Annotated in this window: 20 protein-coding genes and 1 riboswitch; of the genes, 8 read left to right on the forward strand and 12 right to left on the reverse strand. The window is 54.6% G+C overall.

Annotated features, from left to right (window positions below; all coding sequences use genetic code 11):
- The first annotated feature begins 64 nt into the window (after nt 1-64).
- Nucleotides 65-1,171, forward strand: a complete 1,107-nt coding sequence (locus IB222_RS15700) for an ABC transporter permease (protein ID WP_063940663.1) — start codon at nt 65-67, stop codon at nt 1,169-1,171.
- Here IB222_RS15700 and IB222_RS15705 read toward each other — a convergent pair.
- The gene (locus tag IB222_RS15705; protein WP_003831542.1) at nt 1,133-1,543 is read right to left on the reverse strand and encodes a YbhQ family protein; all 411 of its coding nucleotides are present in this window, start codon (nt 1,541-1,543) and stop codon (nt 1,133-1,135) included. The two genes, IB222_RS15700 and IB222_RS15705, sit on opposite strands and share 39 nt — an antisense overlap.
- 131 nt (nt 1,544-1,674) lie before the next feature.
- Between IB222_RS15705 and IB222_RS15710 the strand changes: the two genes are divergently transcribed.
- The 3 genes from IB222_RS15710 to IB222_RS15720 are packed head-to-tail and all read left to right on the forward strand — an operon-like array spanning nt 1,675 to nt 4,636.
- Complete coding sequence (locus IB222_RS15710; protein ID WP_149384163.1) at nt 1,675-2,436, forward strand: endonuclease/exonuclease/phosphatase family protein; 762 nt, start codon at nt 1,675-1,677, stop codon at nt 2,434-2,436.
- Nucleotides 2,433-3,674 carry a cardiolipin synthase ClsB gene (clsB, locus tag IB222_RS15715; protein WP_003831540.1) on the forward strand — a complete coding sequence of 414 codons (1,242 nt, stop codon included), beginning with the start codon at nt 2,433-2,435 and terminating at the stop codon, nt 3,672-3,674. Before IB222_RS15710 ends, clsB begins: the two co-directional genes overlap by 4 nt.
- Nucleotides 3,674-4,636 carry a lysylphosphatidylglycerol synthase domain-containing protein gene (locus IB222_RS15720; RefSeq protein WP_149384162.1) on the forward strand — a complete coding sequence of 321 codons (963 nt, stop codon included), beginning with the start codon at nt 3,674-3,676 and terminating at the stop codon, nt 4,634-4,636. The genes clsB and IB222_RS15720 overlap by 1 nt, the downstream gene beginning before the upstream one ends.
- Nucleotides 4,637-4,722: 86 nt before the next feature.
- Here the strand turns inward: IB222_RS15720 and IB222_RS15725 are convergent, their stop codons facing one another.
- The 6 genes from IB222_RS15725 to moaA all read right to left on the reverse strand — a co-directional run bounded on the left by IB222_RS15725 (nt 4,723) and on the right by moaA (nt 8,170).
- A complete protein-coding gene (locus IB222_RS15725) occupies nt 4,723-5,427 on the reverse strand; it encodes a Bax inhibitor-1/YccA family protein (protein ID WP_003831536.1) in 705 nt (234 codons plus the stop codon).
- A 41-nt stretch (nt 5,428-5,468) separates the two neighbouring features.
- A complete protein-coding gene (gene moaE, locus IB222_RS15730) occupies nt 5,469-5,921 on the reverse strand; it encodes a molybdopterin synthase catalytic subunit MoaE (RefSeq protein ID WP_126318757.1) in 453 nt (150 codons plus the stop codon).
- Nucleotide 5,922: 1 nt separating this feature from the next.
- Entirely contained in the window at nt 5,923-6,168 is a 246-nt protein-coding gene (gene moaD / locus IB222_RS15735) for a molybdopterin synthase sulfur carrier subunit (RefSeq protein WP_003831530.1), read from the reverse strand.
- Nucleotides 6,161-6,646: a cyclic pyranopterin monophosphate synthase MoaC gene (gene moaC, locus IB222_RS15740; RefSeq protein ID WP_003831529.1), complete on the reverse strand. Its 486-nt coding sequence runs from the start codon at nt 6,644-6,646 to the stop codon at nt 6,161-6,163. Before moaC ends, moaD begins: the two co-directional genes overlap by 8 nt.
- Before the next feature lie 2 nt (nt 6,647-6,648).
- On the reverse strand, nt 6,649-7,161 hold the full coding sequence (gene moaB / locus IB222_RS15745; RefSeq protein ID WP_003035187.1) for a molybdenum cofactor biosynthesis protein B: 513 nt from the start codon (nt 7,159-7,161) through the stop codon (nt 6,649-6,651).
- Nucleotides 7,162-7,180: 19 nt separating this feature from the next.
- Entirely contained in the window at nt 7,181-8,170 is a 990-nt protein-coding gene (gene moaA, locus IB222_RS15750) for a GTP 3',8-cyclase MoaA (RefSeq protein WP_032934386.1), read from the reverse strand.
- A riboswitch (molybdenum cofactor riboswitch) is annotated at nt 8,158-8,303 on the reverse strand. Its footprint overlaps the gene before it by 13 nt.
- Nucleotides 8,304-8,632: 329 nt before the next feature.
- Between moaA and yvcK the strand changes: the two genes are divergently transcribed.
- Entirely contained in the window at nt 8,633-9,541 is a 909-nt protein-coding gene (gene yvcK, locus IB222_RS15755) for a uridine diphosphate-N-acetylglucosamine-binding protein YvcK (RefSeq protein WP_003831525.1), read from the forward strand.
- A gap of 214 nt (nt 9,542-9,755) precedes the next feature.
- Here yvcK and uvrB read toward each other — a convergent pair whose 3' ends face one another.
- The gene (gene uvrB / locus IB222_RS15760) at nt 9,756-11,777 is read right to left on the reverse strand and encodes an excinuclease ABC subunit UvrB (protein WP_008784186.1); all 2,022 of its coding nucleotides are present in this window, start codon (nt 11,775-11,777) and stop codon (nt 9,756-9,758) included.
- Nucleotides 11,778-12,545: 768 nt separating this feature from the next.
- On the opposite strand from uvrB, the gene IB222_RS15765 reads away from it, so the two are divergent.
- A complete protein-coding gene (locus IB222_RS15765; RefSeq protein WP_149384161.1) occupies nt 12,546-13,268 on the forward strand; it encodes an ATP-binding cassette domain-containing protein in 723 nt (240 codons plus the stop codon).
- Here the strand turns inward: IB222_RS15765 and bioD are convergent.
- Genes bioD through bioB form a run of 4 tightly spaced genes read right to left on the reverse strand, consistent with a single transcriptional unit; the run spans nt 13,234 to nt 16,858 of the window.
- Entirely contained in the window at nt 13,234-13,932 is a 699-nt protein-coding gene (bioD, locus tag IB222_RS15770; RefSeq protein WP_149281379.1) for a dethiobiotin synthase, read from the reverse strand. The genes IB222_RS15765 and bioD overlap by 35 nt on opposite strands.
- Nucleotides 13,925-14,680, reverse strand: a complete 756-nt coding sequence (gene bioC / locus IB222_RS15775; protein ID WP_149384160.1) for a malonyl-ACP O-methyltransferase BioC — start codon at nt 14,678-14,680, stop codon at nt 13,925-13,927. Before bioC ends, bioD begins: the two co-directional genes overlap by 8 nt.
- On the reverse strand, nt 14,664-15,821 hold the full coding sequence (gene bioF / locus IB222_RS15780) for an 8-amino-7-oxononanoate synthase (protein WP_149384159.1): 1,158 nt from the start codon (nt 15,819-15,821) through the stop codon (nt 14,664-14,666). Before bioF ends, bioC begins: the two co-directional genes overlap by 17 nt.
- A complete protein-coding gene (gene bioB / locus IB222_RS15785; RefSeq protein ID WP_008784180.1) occupies nt 15,818-16,858 on the reverse strand; it encodes a biotin synthase BioB in 1,041 nt (346 codons plus the stop codon). Before bioB ends, bioF begins: the two co-directional genes overlap by 4 nt.
- A 76-nt stretch (nt 16,859-16,934) precedes the next feature.
- Between bioB and bioA the strand changes: the two genes are divergently transcribed.
- Nucleotides 16,935-18,224 carry an adenosylmethionine--8-amino-7-oxononanoate transaminase gene (gene bioA / locus IB222_RS15790; protein WP_149384158.1) on the forward strand — a complete coding sequence of 430 codons (1,290 nt, stop codon included), beginning with the start codon at nt 16,935-16,937 and terminating at the stop codon, nt 18,222-18,224.
- A gap of 57 nt (nt 18,225-18,281) precedes the next feature.
- Nucleotides 18,282-18,758 carry a kinase inhibitor gene (locus IB222_RS15795; RefSeq protein WP_149384157.1) on the forward strand — a complete coding sequence of 159 codons (477 nt, stop codon included), beginning with the start codon at nt 18,282-18,284 and terminating at the stop codon, nt 18,756-18,758.
- Nucleotides 18,759-18,797: the final 39 nt, after the last annotated feature.

Raw genomic sequence — 18,797 nt, forward strand, 5'->3', positions numbered from 1 at the left:
CATCCGGCATTATGCCTGATGCGCTTTGCTTATCAGGCCTACAAACTGGACTGAGAGGACGGGCATGTTTCATCGCTTATGGACATTAATTCGCAAAGAGCTGCAATCGCTATTACGCGAACCGCAGACGCGAGCCATTCTGATTTTACCGGTGCTGATTCAGGTTATCCTGTTCCCGTTCGCGGCAACGCTGGAAGTCACCAACGCCACAATTGCTATCTATAACGAAGACAACGGTAAACATTCGGTTGAGCTTACCCAGCGCTTCGCTCGCGCCAGCGCTTTTACGCATGTTCTGCTGCTGAAAAGCCCGCAGGAGATCCAGCCCACCATCGACACGCAAAAAGCCCTGCTGCTGGTGCGTTTCCCGGCTAACTTTTCGCGTAATCTGGATACCTTCCAGCAGGCACCCATGCAGATTATCCTCGACGGGCGCAACTCAAACAGCGCGCAAATTGCCGCGAATTACCTGCAGCAAATCGTTAAGGAGTATCAGCAGGAGCTGATGGACGGCAAGCCGAAACCGAACAACAGCGAGCTGGTAGTGCGTAACTGGTATAACCCGAATCTGGATTACAAATGGTTTGTGGTTCCGTCGCTGATCGCCATGATCACCACCATCGGCGTAATGATCGTCACCTCGCTGTCGGTTGCCCGCGAGCGTGAGCAAGGCACACTGGATCAACTGCTGGTTTCCCCGCTGACCACCTGGCAGATTTTCATCGGTAAAGCGGTGCCCGCGCTCATTGTGGCTACTTTTCAGGCCACCATCGTGCTGGCGATTGGTATCTGGGCTTATCACATTCCGTTTGCCGGTTCACTGGGGCTGTTCTATTTCACGATGGTGATTTACGGGCTGTCGCTGGTTGGCTTTGGTCTGCTGATTTCGTCACTGTGCGCCACCCAGCAGCAGGCGTTTATCGGCGTGTTTGTGTTTATGATGCCGGCGATTTTACTCTCGGGCTACGTCTCACCGGTCGAAAACATGCCGGTCTGGTTGCAGAATCTGACGTGGATAAACCCGATCCGCCATTTTACGGACATCACGAAACAAATTTACCTGAAAGATGCGAGTATGAAGATTGTCTGGGGAAGCTTGTGGCCGCTGTTGGTGATAGCGGCCACGACCGGATCAGCGGCGTATGCGATGTTTAGACGCAAGGTGATGTAGCTTTTTGTCTTTCGCCAGCAGCGAGACCACGGCGGGTCCGGCAAGGATTACCAGCCCCGCCAGTGCCAGCAAGACGTTGTTTTGCAGCACACGCGACAGCAGCCACAGCACGATCATTGCGGCACCGAAATACCACGTCGTGGTCAACTCTTCCAGCACATCAGCCACGTCGCGCCAGCGCTGTTCGTGGTGACGTTGCAATGCCAGCATCAATAAAACCGTAACGCCGTACACGACGCACAATCCCAGGCCGACATGCACCAGTCTGCCGCTCATCCAGCCCATTACCAGCAACGCCACTACCAGTAAATGCAACACTATCTGCCAGCAACTTAGACCCGTTGCGACACGAACACGTTGTTGCCACCTCATGGCTATTCTCCTGAAGGATTTTCGACTAATTGTTCAGAGTACCGGACTTTACGGAAAATTCCGCAACACCGCATCTTTTTGTGACGACGACTACACTATTTTATTTAGGAAGTGACGCCATCGGGAGGCTCATGAGCGGATCGGGAGTTCAATTTTCATTCAATGTGCTCACCATTAATACTCACAAAGGGTTCACCGCCTTCAACCAGCGTTTTATTTTGCCTGAGCTACGGGAGGCCGTCAGAACGGTTGGTGCAGACATTGTATGTCTGCAGGAAGTCATGGGCGCACACGAAGCGCATTCGCTGCACATTGATAACTGGCCGGATACCAGCCATTACGAATTTCTGGCGGACACCATGTGGAGCGACTTCGCCTACGGGCGTAACGCCGTGTACCCGCAGGGACATCATGGTAATGCGGTGCTGTCGCGGTATCCCATTGAGCATTATGAAAATCGTGATGTGTCAGTCGGCGCGAGTGAAAAGCGCGGAGTCCTTTACTGCCGAATCGTACCGCCAATGCTCTCCCACCCCATCCATGTGATGTGTGTACATCTCGGCCTGCGTGAAGCTCACCGCCAGACCCAGCTCGCTATGCTGGCAGACTGGGTTAACGCCCTACCCAACGCGGAGCCCGTAGTGATTGCCGGAGATTTTAATGACTGGCGGCAAACGGCCAATCGTCCGTTGAAAGCCAAAGCTGGCCTTGACGAGATTTTTACCCGCGCCGACGGCCGCCCGGCGCGAACCTTTCCGGTGCAGTTTCCCCTGCTGCGCCTGGACAGGATCTATGTGAAAAACGCGAATGCCAGTACCCCAACGACGCTGGCGCTGCGTCACTGGCGACATTTGTCCGATCATGCCCCCCTGAGTGCGGAGATTCATTTATGAAATATGGCTGGCGTGAAGGCAATCAAATTCAACTGCTGGAAAATGGCGATCAATTCTACCCCGCCGTCTTTGACGCCATTGAGCAGGCAGAGCAAAAAATTATCCTTGAGACCTTTATCTGGTTTGAAGATGCGGTCGGAAAACGGCTGCATGCCGCGTTGCTCGAAGCCGCCCGGCGAGGTATCAAAGCAGAGGTGCTGCTGGATGGCTACGGCTCGCCGGATCTGAGCGACAGTTTTGTTGAAGAGCTGACCGTAGCCGGCATTGTTTTCCGCTACTACGATCCGCGCCCGCGCCTGTTCGGTATGCGCACCAATCTCTTTCGCCGTATGCATCGAAAAATAGTGGTCATTGATGACCGTGTTGCCTTTGTCGGCGGCATCAATTACTCCGCTGAACATATGTCTGATTACGGCCCGGAGGCCAAACAGGATTACGCCGTGCGCGTTGAAGGTCCAGTCGTAGCCGACATCCTAAGATTCGTGCTGGAAAACTTGCCCGGACAGAGCGCTGTACGACGCTGGTGGCGACGTCATCACCGGGCAATCGACAATCATCGCCCTGGCGAAGCGCAGGCGCTGTTTGTCTGGCGCGATAACGAAGAGCATCGCGATGATATTGAACGCCACTATCTGAAAATGCTGACCCAGGCCCGGCGGGAAGTGATTATCGCCAATGCCTATTTCTTTCCAGGATATCGCCTGCTGCATGCCCTGCGTAAAGCGGCACGACGCGGCGTTCGGGTAAAACTCATCGTGCAAGGTGAACCGGATATGCCGATTGTGAAAGTGGGCGCCCGCCTGCTGTACAACTATCTGGTTAAAGGTGGCGTCCATGTCTATGAATACCGCCGTAAACCTCTGCATGGCAAAGTGGCGCTGATGGACGATCACTGGGCGACGGTGGGCTCCAGCAATCTTGATCCGCTGAGCCTGTCGCTGAATCTGGAAGCGAATCTGATTATTCATGACCGCACGTTTAACCAGACCCTGCGCGACAACCTGAACCCTATTATTGCGCAGGACTGCAAGCGGGTTGATGAATCCATGCTGCCAAAACGCACCTGGTGGAACCTGACTAAAAGCGTGTTGGCCTTCCACTTTTTACGCCACTTCCCGGCGCTGGTCGGCTGGCTTCCGGCGCATACCCCGCATCTGGCCGAGATAGAGCCGCCCGCGCAGCCCGCTCTGGAAACTCAGGACCGTATACAAACTGAGGATGCAGGAGGGAAAACCTGATGGCAAAAAATCACCGACGCTGGCGGTTAGCGAAAAAGATCCTCACATGGTTATTTTTTATTGCGGTGATCGTGCTGCTGGTTGTTTATGCCAGCAAAGTCAACTGGCAGGAAGTGTGGACGGTAATTCGCGATTACAACCGGATCGCCCTGCTCAGCGCAGTAGGGTTGGTGATCGTCAGTTATTTACTTTACGGCTGTTATGATCTGCTCGGGCGCTACTACTGCGGTCACAAACTGGCAAAACGCCAGGTCATGCTGGTGTCGTTTATTTGTTACGCCTTCAACCTGACGTTGAGCACCTGGGTGGGCGGTATTGGGATGCGTTATCGGCTCTACTCGCGTCTCGGGTTGCCGGGGGGCACAATAACGCGGATTTTTTCGCTGAGCATAACCACAAACTGGCTGGGCTATATTCTGCTGGGCGGTTTTATATTTACCTTCGGCGTCGTCGAACTGCCCGCACACTGGTATATCGATGAAGGCACATTGCGCATTTTAGGCATAGCGCTGCTGATGATTATTGTTGTTTATCTGTGGTTTTGCGCTTTCGCTAAACATCGTCACATCACCATCAAGGGCCAAAAGCTGGTGCTACCCTCGTGGAAATTTGCCCTCGCGCAAATGGCGATATCCGGGGCTAACTGGATGGTAATGGGGGCGATTATCTGGTTGTTGCTGGGCCAGAACATCAACTATTTCTTCGTGCTGGGCGTGCTGCTGGTAAGCAGTATTGCCGGGGTGATTGTGCATATTCCGGCGGGGATCGGCGTGCTGGAGGCAGTGTTTATGGCGTTGCTGGCGGGAGAGAACACGTCTCATGGGACAATCATTGCTGCCCTGCTCGCGTATCGCGTGTTGTACTATTTTATTCCGCTGCTGCTGGCGCTGATGTGTTATTTGCTGTTGGAGAGTCGGGCGAAAAAGCTACGGGCAAAGAACGAGAAGGCGATGGCGAAATAAGGGTCTATATAGTGCCGGATGCGGCCTACCGCCTGGTATCAAAAGTAGGCCGGATAAGGCGTTAAGCCGCATCCGGCAACAGACAATTAACGACGATTGCCGAAAATACGCAGCAGCATCAGGAACAGGTTGATGAAGTCCAGATACAGCGTTAAAGCCCCAAGAATTGCATATTTACGCAGATTGGAGCTGTCGCGCAGGTCGATCTGTTCACCGATATTTTTCAGCTTCTGTGTGTCATAGGCGGTCAGACCGACAAACACAATCACCCCGATATAGGTCACCGCCCACATCAGCGCTTCGCTCTTCAGCCAGAAGTTAACCAGCGAGGCCAGCACAATACCGATCAGCGCCATGAACAGCATATTGCCGAAGCCGCTCAGATCGCGCTTGGTGGTGTAGCCATACAAGCTCATGATCCCGAACATCCCACCAGTGACCACGAAGGTGCTGGCGATAGACGAGTAGGTATAGACGATAAAAATGCTTGATAGCGTCAACCCGGTTAATGCCGAATAGAGCATAAACAGCGTGGTCGCCATACCCGCGCTCAGCCTTTGCACCATGCCGGACAGGACAAACACCAGCGCCAGTTGAGCGATGATCAGGCCAAAGAAGGTGATTTTGCTGGAGAAGACAAACATCATCACCGCGGGCGTATTTGCCGCATACCAGGCGATAAACGCCGTCAGCAACAGTCCGCAGGTCATCCAGCCGTACACCTGCGCCATATACGTTTGCAGACCGGAACGGGCCTGTACAATAGAATCGGATCGTGGGAATCGGTCCATGACAATCTCCTGAATCAGTATGAGCCTACAACAATTGTACTCTACCAGCGTTTTGCTGCTAGCTTATCGCTGTCGCGGGCATCAACCCAGCGCTCACCTTCCGGCGTAGCCTCGCGTTTCCAGAACGGCGCGCGGGTTTTCAGGTAATCCATAATGAACTGCCCGGCATCAAATGCGCTGCTGCGATGCGCACTGGTCACGCCAACAAACACGATTTCGTCACCCGGCCACAGTTCGCCAATGCGATGAATCACCGTCACCCGACCCAGTGGCCAGCGCGAACGCGCTTCGTCGACAATCTCCGCCAGCGCTTTTTCGGTCATTCCCGGATAGTGTTCCAGCGTTAACGCCTGCACGCTGTCACCGAGATTGTGATTGCGCACTTTACCGGTGAAAGTGACGACCGCGCCGTCTTCATCGCGCTCTGCCAGCCAGGGATACTCATCCCCGACGCTGAACGGCGCATGGCCAACAACAATTCGCGTTTCAGCCATTTTAGCCTCCGGTTACCGGCGGGAAGAAAGCGACTTCATCACCCGCGTTAAGAGGATGGTCAAAACTGACCAGCGTCTGATTCACCGCCGCCAGCAGCTTGCCGTCTTCCAGCGCCAGCGCCCAGCGATCGCTTTGCGCCGCCAGATGCTTGCGCAGCGCTTCTACCGTTGCAAACTCGGCGGCAACTTCTAACGCATCGGTGTTCACCAGTTCCCGTACCTGAGCAAAGAAAAGAACCTTAATCATGCGCATCCACCTTAAAATCACCCGATTTGCCGCCGCTTTTTGCCAGCAGACGCACCGGACCAATCACCATATCCTTTTGTACCGCTTTGCACATATCGTAGATGGTCAATGCCGCCACGGAGGCTGCCGTTAACGCTTCCATTTCAACGCCGGTTTTACCGGTCAGGCGACACAGCGTTTCAATACGTACGCGGTTGTGCTCCGGCTCGGCGTGCAAATTGACTTCGACCTTGCTCAACATCAGCGGGTGACACAGTGGGATAAGATCCCAGGTCCGTTTGGCAGCCTGAATACCGGCAATACGCGCCGTGGCGAAAACATCGCCCTTATGGTGGCTGCCATCGATAATCATCGCCAGCGTTTCGCTATGCATGGTTACGAATGCTTCTGCACGCGCCTCGCGTACGGTTTCCGCTTTGGCGGAGACATCCACCATATGCGCTTCGCCAGCGGCGTTAATATGAGTCAGTTGCGACATACTTATTTCTTCAAATGTGGGTGGAAATTACACGGACGCGTACGGGCATCAAGCTGCGGCGCAATGATATTTTCCCAGGCGGTACGACACGCTTTCGTCGAACCCGGCATGGCAAAAATCAGCGTTTTATTGGCCACCCCGGCAATCGCCCGGGATTGCAGCGTCGCGGTGCCAATCTCTTCAAACGACAGCATACGGAAGACTTCGCCAAACCCTTCAACTTCTCTGTCGAACAGCGGTTGCAGCGCTTCCGGCGCCTGGTCCCCTTCGGTTAAGCCAGTGCCACCGGTAATGAGCACCACCTGTACATCGTCACTGGCAATCCAGGCAGAAACCTGGGCGCGGATGGCGTAGCGGTTCTCTTTGACAATCGCCTTATCGACAATCTGATGACCCGCTTCTTGCGCCGAGTCACGCAGATAATGGCCGGAGGTGTCATCTTCTTCGCCGCGACGGTTGGAAACAGTAAGAATAGCAATGCGTGTCGGGATAAATTCAGCGCTTACCTGACTCATGAAAAACTCCTTTTAGCGATCAGCCGCCAATGTAAGATAAGTTTTGCGTAATACCGGTATTGTTCTGATGCAGGAAATGGGTCTGCTTTTTCTCCAGCAGCGCGGCTGAAATACGTTCTTCCAGCGCCGGTTGCTGAGCATCGTCTTCCAGCAAATCACGCAGGCTTACGCCACCTTCACCAAATAAACACAGATGAAGCTTGCCGACAGAGGAAACGCGCAGACGATTACAGGTGGCGCAGAAGTCTTTCTCATAAGGCATGATCAGACCAATTTCGCCAACATAATCAGGATGACAGAATACCTGAGCCGGGCCGTCGCTACGCTGTCGGATCTGGTGGATCCAGCCGCGACGCAGCAGCTCATCGCGCAGTACCTGTCCGGAAATATGGTGTTTACGGAAGAGAGAGCTGCCCTCGCCCGTTTCCATCAGTTCAATAAAACGCAGTTGGATTGGTCGAGGTTGGATCCACGCCAGGAAGGTGTCCAGTTGATGATGGTTTACATCGCGCATCAGCACGGTGTTGACTTTCACTTTTTCAAAACCGGCATCAAAGGCGGCATCAATGCCTGCCATCACCTGCTGAAACTTGTCCTGTCCGGTAATGGCGTGAAACTGACGGGCATCGAGGCTGTCGACGCTGACGTTGAGCGCGGTCAGTCCGGCATCGCGCCAGGCGGCGGCATCGCGCGCCAGACGATAACCATTGGTGGTTACCGCAATCTGGCGGATGGCGTCGTTTTCGCGCACGGCGGCGATGATGTCAGTGAAGTCGCGACGCAGTGAAGGTTCGCCCCCCGTCAGACGCACTTTTTCCGTTCCCAGACTGGCGAACGCACGCGTGACGCGGCGAATTTCATCAACGGTCAAAAAACCGTTATTGGTGACCCCGCCGGGCTTATAGCCATCCGGCAGGCAGTAGGTGCAACGAAAGTTACACACATCGGTAATCGACAAACGTAAGTAGTAAAACTTACGTGCGAAAGCATCGGTAAGTTGAGAGCCCATGTACACCTTTCCAAATACGGGAGACGTAGTCATTTCTTCCTGCGCCCTGGTGACAAACTTTTTCAAGTCTTGTCACGGCCAAAGCACCGTATCATTTGACCCAGGTGCAGAGGCTAGAGTGTTTATACTCATCATACTTCGAGTTTCAGATGCGTTAGCTTCCGGCAACTCAGATTATGAAGAGTATTTTGTGGTTATGCCGATACTAGCGTGTAAATGGCGCTTTTGCCATGTACACTTTCGCTGTATAAATATGTATATAGCGACATGATCGTGCAATTTCGCTACAGAATAAGCAAAAACCACAGTTTTGCATTGATATACATCATCTTGCCATCAGGTGAGTGTCGTCAGAAAGGAGTAGATCGCAGAAAAAAATTACGGCAAATGCCGACTGGATAATTGCTGAAAACACGCTATTTACGTTACTGTAGCGCCGATCAATTGATATCAGGAAAATATATGCGCACTCGCACGCTGGCAGATCTGGACCGCGTTGTCGCTCTCGGCGGAGGGCATGGATTAGGACGCGTTCTCTCCTCTCTTTCCCCATTAGGTTCCCGCCTGACGGGTATCGTCACCACCACCGATAACGGCGGGTCGACAGGTCGTATTCGTCGCTCTGAAGGAGGGATAGCCTGGGGAGACATGCGTAACTGTCTGAACCAGTTAATTACCCAACCCAGCGTTGCATCCGCCATGTTTGAGTATCGTTTTGGCGGTAATGGTGAACTTTCCGGACATAACCTCGGAAATCTGATGTTAAAGGCGCTCGACCACCTCAGCGTGCGGCCTCTGGAAGCCATCAATTTAATTCGCAGCCTGCTGAAAGTTGACGCACATTTAATTCCGATGTCGGAGCTGCCGGTGGATCTGATGGCCATTGATGACCAGGGACATGAAGTTTATGGCGAAGTGAATATCGATCAGCTCACCGTCCCGCCTCAGGAACTGATGCTGTCGCCAAAAGTCCCGACTACGCGTGAGGCCGTTGAGGCTATCGCTGAAGCGGATTTGATTTTGATAGGCCCTGGCAGTTTTTACACCAGCCTGATGCCGATTCTGTTACTCGATGAAATGTCACAGGCATTACGTCGCACACCGGCTCCGATGGTCTACATAGGCAATCTTGGGCGCGAATTAAGCCTGCCAGCAGCCAGCCTGACGCTTAGCGATAAGCTGGCCATTATTGAACAGTACGTCGGGAAGAAAGTGATTGATGCGGTGGTTGTGGGGCCGAAAGTAGATGCTTCCGCTGTTACCGACCGCGTTGTGATCCAGGAAGTGCTGGAAGCCAGCGATATTCCCTACCGCCATGACCGCCAGCTATTGCATAGTGCGCTGGAGAAAGCAGTGCAGGCGTTGGGCTGAACGGATTTGCCTGATGCGCTTTGCTTATCAGGCCTACAAAACGATTTGCTCCGGCATCAAACAATGCCTGATGCGCTGCGCTTATCAGGCCTACAAAAACGCTCGGCTCCGCCATCCGGCATCAAACAACGCCTGATGCGCTACGCTTATCAGGCCTACAAAGGCGATCTACCCCGTAGGTCGGATAAGGGTTTACCCCGCATCCGACACCGTCTTACGATGCCGCAATAAACAACTCGCGCAGCTGATGCAACTGGTCACGGATTGTCGCGGCCTCTTCAAACTCGAGATTCTGTGCGTGCTGCATCATCTGCCCTTCCAGCTCGTGAATCTTCTGCTGCAGCGCTTTTGGCGTCATATCCAGTTCGACAACCTCAGACTTCGCGCCTGCGCGTGACTTCCCTTTGCCTTTCGCTTTGGTCTTCGCAATATTCTGACCCAACGCCAGAATATCGACCACTTTCTTGTTCAGGCCCTGCGGCGTAATACCGTGCTCTTCGTTGTAGAGCTGCTGTTTCTCACGACGACGTTCGGTTTCACCAATCGCTTTGGCCATTGAGGCGGTAATTTTATCACCGTAAAGAATCGCCTTACCGTTGATATTACGCGCCGCACGACCGATGGTCTGGATAAGCGAACGTTCAGAACGCAGGAACCCTTCTTTGTCTGCGTCCAGAATCGCCACCAGGGAGACCTCAGGCATGTCCAGGCCTTCACGTAACAGGTTGATACCCACCAGCACGTCAAACTCGCCCAGACGCAGGTCACGAATGATTTCCATACGTTCCACGGTATCGATGTCAGAGTGCAGATAACGCACCCGCTCGCCGTGTTCTTCGAGGTATTCTGTGAGGTCTTCCGCCATCCGTTTGGTGAGCGTGGTGACCAGCACACGTTCGTTAATCGCCGCACGGGTGCGGATTTCAGACAGCAGGTCGTCAACCTGCGTCGCCACCGGACGCACCTCAATAACCGGATCCAGCAGCCCGGTCGGTCGTACCACCTGATCGACCACATCATCACCGGATTTCTCCAGCTCATAGTTGCCCGGCGTCGCCGAAACGTAGATGGTTTGCGGGGCCAGCGCTTCAAACTCTTCAAATTTAAGCGGACGGTTATCCAGCGCCGACGGCAGACGGAATCCGTATTCGACCAGGGTTTCTTTACGCGCCCGGTCACCGCGATACATGCCGCCAATTTGCGGGATAGTCACGTGGGATTCATCCACAACCAGCAGGCCATCGGCAGGCAGGTAATCAAACAGCGTCGGCGGCGGCTCGCCCGGACCACGCCCGGACAGATAGCGGGAATAGTTTTCAATCCCCGAGCAGTAACCCAGCTCGTTCATCATTTCCAGATCGAACTGGGTACGCTGACTTAAGCGCTGTTCTTCCAGAAGTTTGTTATTTGCCAACAGGACTTTTCGCCGCTCTGCAAGCTCAACCTTAATTTCTTCCATCGCCTGTACAATACGTTCGCGCGGCGTCACGTAGTGCGTTTTAGGGTAGATGGTAAAGCGCGAAATAGTGGATTCGACCTGCCCGGTAAGCGGGTCAAACAGCGACAAACGTTCGACCTCTTCATCAAACAGTTCCACGCGCAACGCGATGTCGTCAGATTCCGCCGGGAATATGTCGATCACTTCACCGCGCACGCGGAAGGTCCCGCGCTGGAATGCCTGATCGTTGCGGGTATATTGCAGCTCCGCCAGACGACGCAGGATCGCGCGCTGGTCGATAATCATCCCCACCGTCAGGTGCAGCATCATTTTCAGGTACAGATCCGGGTCACCCAGACCATAAATCGCGGAAACCGACGCCACGACAACGACATCCCGTCGCTCAAGCAACGCTTTGGTCGCTGACAGTCGCATCTGCTCAATGTGTTCGTTAACCGAGGCATCCTTCTCGATGAAGGTGTCAGAACTTGGCACGTAGGCTTCCGGCTGATAATAGTCGTAGTAGGAGACGAAATATTCCACCGCGTTATCCGGGAAAAACTCTTTCATCTCACCGTACAACTGTGCGGCAAGCGTCTTATTGGGGGCCAGCACCATGGTAGGTCGCTGTAAGTCCGCAATCACGTTCGCGATGGTGAATGTTTTCCCCGACCCCGTCACCCCCAGCAGCGTCTGATGCGCCAGTCCATCCTCCAGACCTTCTTCCAGGCGACGAATCGCCTCAGGCTGATCGCCAGAGGGTTTAAAAGCGGAATTTAGTTTGAACGGTTTACTCATGAGCAGCTACCTGAAGCAATGGGCGGGCAGGTGTGTAATTTTACTCGCAGCCGTATATTTTGCCAGTAAAATATACTGGATGGAAAAACAGTAACGCGCCAGAATATTTCTGTTGCCCCAGCAAAATGGCCGTGACTACAGGCTAAAATTTGTCCGCAGGCAAGATAAAACACCAGCAAAAATGTGTTATCCCCAAACCAATGACTTTTTTAACATTTGTCAAGCTACCCGATGAAAGTTTTGTGGCAACACATGACACTTCTGCGACAGCCATTGCATTTATCTAACACACTGTAATTTAATGACTATTATCTCAAGCCGTCTTTCGCATCAATTTAGTCGCAGGCCGCGTCTTCTCTCGCTTACCTTGTGTTTTCTAACTCTAATACACAAGGTTATCCACAGGAATAGTGGATAACTGCCTCCAGCCCGTATGGACTGTAGCCTGGCAAAAACGTCCTGATGGTCTTTTCTGGTGGGATAAAAAAAAATTATCGCTATTTTTTGATATTTATCAGCTAACGAAGCGACCTGGAATGGCCGAGATCTTGCTCGCATTTTCATCATTTTCCTGCCTGCACCATCACAACGCCACCAGGCACTGACAATGTGCACACTGCGGCGCTCATCCACAACAAGCCAGATACCGCAACCCGCTCAATACGCTATTCTGCTGTATTTTCCCCTCATTCCGCTTCTGGCAAGAGATTTGCAGTTTTCTCCCGACCATCAGCCCGCGAGGCGGATATCATCATGAGGGAGAAATCTATGTTGAGTCTTCGTGCAGTGAATCACTATTACGGTAATCAACACTCGCTTTGGGATGTCGATCTCGACCTGTTGCCCGGTAAATGTACCGCCGTGCTGGGTCTTCCAGGGATGGGAAAAACCACGCTGGCCAATTGCATCACAGGCAATTTACCGATTGAGAGCGGAACCATGTTCTGGCATCAGGCTGGCGCACCACCTTGCGATCTGCTTCAGATTCCGGCGGCAAAGCGCATTGCGCTGGGTATTAACTGTGTATCACAGGAACGGCGAATTTTTTCGCAGCTGACGGTAGAGGAAAATCTGCACATTGCGCGCCAGGCGGTTGAGAAAAGCGAAACGATGAACAGCAGCGATATTTACCGCCTGTTTCCACAGCTGTTTGTACTGCGTCAGGCCAAAGGGGTGGCATTGTCGGAGGAAAACCAGCACCAGCTTGCACTCGCCAGTGCGTTGGTCACCTGCCCGCGCCTGCTGATCCTCGATGAGCCAACACGAGGAACAGGCCAGGCGTATATCCACAAACTGGGGAATCTGATTGTGAGGCTAAGTCAGGAGCTTGGCATTGCCATTATGCTCGCAGAGCAGAGCCTGCCGTTTATTCGTCGGGTCGCTGACTGCTATTGCTTGTTACATCGTGGACGCAACGTGGCTCAAGGGCAAATAACACAATTCAGCGACCCGCTAATCAACGACTGGTGGACGCCAGAGACAAAACGCTAAGATCGATATAACGACCTGTCGCTGCTCGTTCCGGCTCTTCTGCCAGCCAGGGAATTTCCCCCAGTAGCGGAGCCGCAAGCGCACGCTTTAGTGTCGCCATATATTCAGCATGACGCTTACCGGGTGGCTGCACATCATTGGCAACCCATCCGGCGAGCGTCAGCCCGGCCTGCTGCACCGCCTGGGCGGTCAAAATGGCATGATTGATACAGCCGAGCTTAACGCCAACCACCAGAATCACCGGCAGTTGTTCCGCTTTTACCCAGTCAGAAAAACTCAGCGTTGGCGAAAGTGGCGTAAACCATCCGCCTGCGCCTTCCACCAATACCCAGTCAGCCTGTTCTTCAAGCATGCGTAAACCCGCAGACATCACTGAGGCCTGAATGGGGCGCCCTTCGTCAGCACTGATGATATGCGGTGAGGTAGGTTCGGCGAAGGTATACGGATTGATGGCCGCATAATCCACTGCCACAACGCTGTTGCGCTGTAGAGCCAGCGCATCGCTGTTTCGCAGACCTTCAGCCGTCATTTCACTGCCTGACGCCACCGGCTTATAGCCGACCGTTCGCAACCCCAGCTGTCCCGCCGCCTGAAGCAACGCACAGCTGGCGATAGTTTTACCTACTTCGGTGTCCGTCCCGGTGACAAAATACGTGTTAGTCACGTTGAATTACTCCCAAAAAAAGATGATAGGTCAGCGGATATTTCCCCTGCTGACAGGGCCAGGCGAGCTGTAACTGGCGCAACTGCGAGCGGGTCAGCACACGCTGCTCGCGCCCATCATGCAAATGCGTCGCGCCAATGCCTTTCAGCGAGCGCATGGCGCTCAGCGCATCGTCAAACCACAGCGTGACGGCATGAGACTGATATTCAACGTCCCAGCCGCACAGCGCGTTTTCCAGTTGCTCCACCGGCAAAAAACGGTTGGCGTGCTCCCGATCATCAACTGCTCGCCACGCCTGACGAAGTTCAGGCATCGACCCTTGCGCCAGGGTACTAAACGCCACCGTCCCGCCAGGACGCACCACCCGGTATAGCTCGCGTAACGCGCCGCGCAGGTCGTTGCACCACTGCACGGCCAGATTGCTCCAGGCCAGGTCGAAAGTGGCAGCGGCCTGCGGAATGGCTTCGATATCCGCCAGCAGATAGTGATGGGCAACATCGTGACGCTGCGCTTCGGTCAGCATTTGTGCCGACAGATCCAGCGCACAGACCTCGCTCCCCTGCTCCCGCCAGTAACGACTCATACGCCCAGGCCCACAGCCCGCGTCCAAAACCCGTGAGAACGCCCGGCCATCGAGTTGTGCCAGTAACGCATCGGCGCTCTGACGCTGAAGCTCCGCATGTTGCTCATAATGCGTGGCCGCGCGACCAAACGCAGCGGCAATAGCCTGCTTATTGACCTGCGCCATGCAGCACCTCCAGTAGGCTGTCGATATCCTGGACTTCATGCGCCTGGGTCAGCGTAATCCGCAGCCTGGCCGTCCCAACCGGCACCGTCGGTGGACGAATCGCCGTCACCCAGCATCCCTGTTGCCGTAACGTCTGTGCCAGTTGCAAGGCTTTATGATTGTCGCCAACGATCAGCGGTTGAATAGCGCTGTCTGAATGCGCCAGCGTCAAATCCGTAGTATTCACCCCTGCGCGAAAACGCTGGATAAGCTTCGCCAGCTTTTCTCTGCGCTCATCGCCTTCGCGGCTGCGGATCACCGCCAGCGCGGCGCGCAAGGCCTGAGCCTGGGCTGGCGGCATGCTGGTGCTGTAGATCAGATGACGGGCAAACTGCAGCAGATAATCGGCCACGCTATCAGAACACAGGATCACCGCACCGCTGACGCCGAACCCTTTGCCAAATGTCACCACCAACAGCTCAGGTTTCACCTGCTGTCGAGAGCACGAACCACGTCCTTCCTCACCGCTTACGCCAATCCCATGCGCATCATCCACCAGCAGCCACGCGCCCTGCCGTTTCGCCACAGCGTGGATTTCTGCCAGCGGCGCGCTGTCGCCATCCATGCTGAACACGCCTTCGGTGACCACCAGCTGCTGCCCCGGACAGGGGGCTGTCAGCAGACGATCCAGATGTTGCGAGTCGTTATGGATAAAGCGACGTAACACGGCAGGGCTAAGACTGGCAGCCTCCAGCAGCGAGGCATGGCTGAGCCTGTCGGCAACAATCTTGTCATCTTTTCCCATCAGTGCGGCAATGACCGCCTGATTGGCGGCAAAACCAGAGATGAACAACAGCGCCCGGGAATAGCCGAGCCACTGCGCCAGCTCTTCTTCCAGCGCCTGATGAGCAACGGAATAACCGCTGACATGGCCCGAGCCGCCGCTGCCGACGCCAAAACGCTCAGCGCCCTGCTGCCACGCGCAGATAATCTGCGGATGGTGGCTTAAGCCGAGGTAGTCGTTGCTGGAGAAATTCAGATACTGGCGACCATCGGCCTGCAGCCAGCGCCCGGCACCCTGCGTCACTGCATAGCGCTGACGCAGGGCATCAGCACGACGACGCGCTGTTAGCGCATCGTCAATTTTTTGCTGCCAGGTCATACGGTTGCCGCGTTGTAGTAATCGTCGGTATCCGGGGTACGCAGCGCCTGCTCCAGACGTTGTTGCTGTTCGTTATCGCCCGCCAGTACCGCCGTTTGCTGCGGGTTAAGACCCAGCTTGCGAAATAACAGCAAATCTTTATCTTCGTTCGGGTTCGGGGTGGTCAGCAGTTTGCAGCCGTAGAAAATCGAGTTGGCCCCGGCCATAAAGCACATCGCCTGGGTTTGTTCGTTCATCTGCTCGCGCCCGGCAGAAAGACGCACGTATGAGGTCGGCATCATGATACGCGCCACGGCGATAGTACGAATAAAATCAAAAGCATCTACGTCGTCGTTATCGGCAAGCGGCGTGCCCTTCACTTTCACCAGCATGTTGATCGGCACGCTTTCCGGCGGCGTCGGCAGATTCGCTAATTGCAGCAGCAGACCCGCGCGGTCGGTCACCGTTTCGCCCAGCCCAACAATCCCGCCGGAGCAAACTTTAATGCCCGCCTCGCGCACTTTATCCAGCGTGTCCAGGCGCTCCTGGTACGAACGAGTGGTGATGATATTGCCGTAAAATTCCGGCGAGGTGTCGAGGTTGTGGTTGTAGTAGTCCAGACCCGCATTGGCCAGGCGCTGGGCCTGAGATTCGTCCAGCGTGCCCAGCGTCATACAGGCTTCCAGCCCCAGTTCTTTCACGCCCTGCACCATCTGCTCGAGGTAAGGCATATCGCGCTCATGCGGGTTTTTCCACGCCGCGCCCATGCAAAACCGCGTTGAGCCGGCCTGCTTCGCCTTACGTGCCGAGTCCAGTACCTGTTCAACCTCCATCAACCGTTCTGTTTCCAGACCGGTTTTATAGCGGGAGCTCTGCGGGCAGTATTTGCAATCTTCCGGGCAAGCACCGGTCTTAATCGACAGCAGCGTACTGACTTGTACCTGCTGCGGATCGAAATGCTGACGATGAACCTGTTGCGCTTCAAACAGCAGATCCAGCAGCGGTTTTTCAAATAATTCGGTGACTTGCGACATTGTCCAGCGAGAAGAATGAGCCATATTGGTATACGTTTCGTTGTGAGTTTGGTGTAGAATCGTAAACCTAAATCTTTTTAATTTGGTTTACAAGTCGATTATGACAACGGACGATCTTGCGTTTGACCAACGCCATATCTGGCACCCATACACCTCCATGACCTCCCCGTTGCCGGTTTATCCGGTGGCGCGTGCCGAAGGTTGCGAACTGATCTTAGCCAGCGGTGAGAAGCTGATTGACGGCATGTCATCCTGGTGGGCGGCAATCCACGGTTACAATCACCCGCAACTGAACGCCGCGATGAAAACGCAGATTGATACCATGTCGCATGTGATGTTTGGCGGCATTACCCATGCCCCGGCCATTGCGTTGTGCCGCCAGTTGGTGGCGATGACCCCAGAGGCGCTGGAGTGCGTTTTTCTCGCGGATTCAGGATCGGTCGCCGTAGAAGTCGCAATGAAAATGGCGCTGCAATACTGGCAGGCTAAGGGCGAATCCCGTCAGCGTTTCCTGACATTTCGTAACGGTTATCACGGCGATACCTTCGGCGCGATGTCGGTCTGCGATCCCGACAACTCAATGCACAGTCTGTGGAAGGGGTACCTGCCGGAGAACCTGTTTGCCCCTGCCCCACAAAGCCGCATGGGCGGCGAGTGGGACGAACTGGATATGGTGCCTTTTGCCCGTCTGATGGCCGCACATCGCCACGAAATTGCGGCGGTGATCCTTGAGCCAATCGTACAGGGCGCTGGCGGTATGCGCATGTATCATCCCGAATGGTTAAAACGCATCCGTAAGATGTGCGACCGGGAAGGGATCCTGCTGATTGCCGATGAAATCGCCACCGGATTTGGTCGTACAGGCAAGCTTTTTGCCTGCGAGCACGCCGACATCACTCCGGACATTTTATGCCTGGGCAAAGCGTTAACCGGCGGAACGATGACCCTTTCTGCAACCCTGACCACCCGCCAGGTTGCAGAAACCATCAGCAACGGTGAAGCCGGATGCTTCATGCACGGCCCAACCTTTATGGGCAATCCGCTGGCCTGCGCCGTCGCCTCCGCCAGCCTGTCGTTAATCGAAACCGGCGAGTGGCGCGCGCAGGTAGCGGCCATTGAAGCGCAACTGCGGGCAGAACTCGCCCCGGCGGCGGACTCCAGTTGGGTCGCGGACGTACGCGTGCTCGGCGCCATTGGCGTAATCGAAACCACGCATCCGGTGAATATGGCAGCGTTACAGAAGTTCTTTGTCGAACAGGGCGTGTGGATAAGACCGTTTGGCAAGCTCATCTACCTGATGCCGCCGTACATCATTCAGCCCGATCAGTTGCGTCGCCTGACGCAGGCCGTGAACGAGGCTGTGCGCAATACAACATTTTTTAGCGATTAATCAGCGGTAAGCTCTACAGTTTCTGGCTACACTTTTTGGCTAACGAGAGGAGTCAGCATGAAACTAATCAGTAACGATCTGCGCGATGGCGATAAGCTTGGGCATCGCCACGTCTTTAACGGCATGGGGTATGACGGGGATAATATTTCCCCACATCTGGCGTGGGATGACGTACCCGCAGGAACCAAAAGCTTTGTCGTGACCTGCTTTGATCCTGATGCGCCAACCGGCTCCGGCTGGTGGCATTGGGTGGTGGTAAATCTGCCGGCTGATACCCGCGTACTCCCACAAGGATTCGGCTCCGGGCTGGTTGCACAACCGGATGGGGTGATTCAGACCCGTACAGATTTTGGTAAAGCGGGTTATGGCGGCGCTGCGCCGCCGAAGGGGGAAACCCACCGCTATATCTTCACTATTCACGCACTGAATGTGGAGCGTATTGATGTCGATGAAGGTGCCAGCGGCGCGATGGTTGGATTTAACGTCCATTTCCACTCGCTCGCCAGCGCCTCGATTACCGCGATGTTTAGTTAAGCTGTGTTGTGCCGGATGCCGGCTTAGCCTCATCCGGCC

The sequence above is a fragment of the Citrobacter sp. C13 genome (genome assembly GCF_014596815.2).
Lineage (GTDB): Bacteria > Pseudomonadota > Gammaproteobacteria > Enterobacterales > Enterobacteriaceae > Citrobacter > Citrobacter portucalensis.

What these genes read in the sequence shown, in the direction of transcription:
- IB222_RS15700 (WP_063940663.1), top strand. Translation starts at nt 65, where the DNA reads ATGTTTCATCGCTTATGGACATTAATTCGCAAAGAGCTGCAATCGCTA.
- IB222_RS15705 (WP_003831542.1), bottom strand. Translation starts at nt 1,543, where the DNA reads ATGAGGTGGCAACAACGTGTTCGTGTCGCAACGGGTCTAAGTTGCTGG.
- IB222_RS15710 (WP_149384163.1), top strand. Translation starts at nt 1,675, where the DNA reads ATGAGCGGATCGGGAGTTCAATTTTCATTCAATGTGCTCACCATTAAT.
- clsB (WP_003831540.1), top strand. Translation starts at nt 2,433, where the DNA reads ATGAAATATGGCTGGCGTGAAGGCAATCAAATTCAACTGCTGGAAAAT.
- IB222_RS15720 (WP_149384162.1), top strand. Translation starts at nt 3,674, where the DNA reads ATGGCAAAAAATCACCGACGCTGGCGGTTAGCGAAAAAGATCCTCACA.
- IB222_RS15725 (WP_003831536.1), bottom strand. Translation starts at nt 5,427, where the DNA reads ATGGACCGATTCCCACGATCCGATTCTATTGTACAGGCCCGTTCCGGT.
- moaE (WP_126318757.1), bottom strand. Translation starts at nt 5,921, where the DNA reads ATGGCTGAAACGCGAATTGTTGTTGGCCATGCGCCGTTCAGCGTCGGG.
- moaD (WP_003831530.1), bottom strand. Translation starts at nt 6,168, where the DNA reads ATGATTAAGGTTCTTTTCTTTGCTCAGGTACGGGAACTGGTGAACACC.
- moaC (WP_003831529.1), bottom strand. Translation starts at nt 6,646, where the DNA reads ATGTCGCAACTGACTCATATTAACGCCGCTGGCGAAGCGCATATGGTG.
- moaB (WP_003035187.1), bottom strand. Translation starts at nt 7,161, where the DNA reads ATGAGTCAGGTAAGCGCTGAATTTATCCCGACACGCATTGCTATTCTT.
- moaA (WP_032934386.1), bottom strand. Translation starts at nt 8,170, where the DNA reads ATGGGCTCTCAACTTACCGATGCTTTCGCACGTAAGTTTTACTACTTA.
- yvcK (WP_003831525.1), top strand. Translation starts at nt 8,633, where the DNA reads ATGCGCACTCGCACGCTGGCAGATCTGGACCGCGTTGTCGCTCTCGGC.
- uvrB (WP_008784186.1), bottom strand. Translation starts at nt 11,777, where the DNA reads ATGAGTAAACCGTTCAAACTAAATTCCGCTTTTAAACCCTCTGGCGAT.
- IB222_RS15765 (WP_149384161.1), top strand. Translation starts at nt 12,546, where the DNA reads ATGTTGAGTCTTCGTGCAGTGAATCACTATTACGGTAATCAACACTCG.
- bioC (WP_149384160.1), bottom strand. Translation starts at nt 14,680, where the DNA reads ATGGCGCAGGTCAATAAGCAGGCTATTGCCGCTGCGTTTGGTCGCGCG.
- bioF (WP_149384159.1), bottom strand. Translation starts at nt 15,821, where the DNA reads ATGACCTGGCAGCAAAAAATTGACGATGCGCTAACAGCGCGTCGTCGT.
- bioB (WP_008784180.1), bottom strand. Translation starts at nt 16,858, where the DNA reads ATGGCTCATTCTTCTCGCTGGACAATGTCGCAAGTCACCGAATTATTT.
- bioA (WP_149384158.1), top strand. Translation starts at nt 16,935, where the DNA reads ATGACAACGGACGATCTTGCGTTTGACCAACGCCATATCTGGCACCCA.
- IB222_RS15795 (WP_149384157.1), top strand. Translation starts at nt 18,282, where the DNA reads ATGAAACTAATCAGTAACGATCTGCGCGATGGCGATAAGCTTGGGCAT.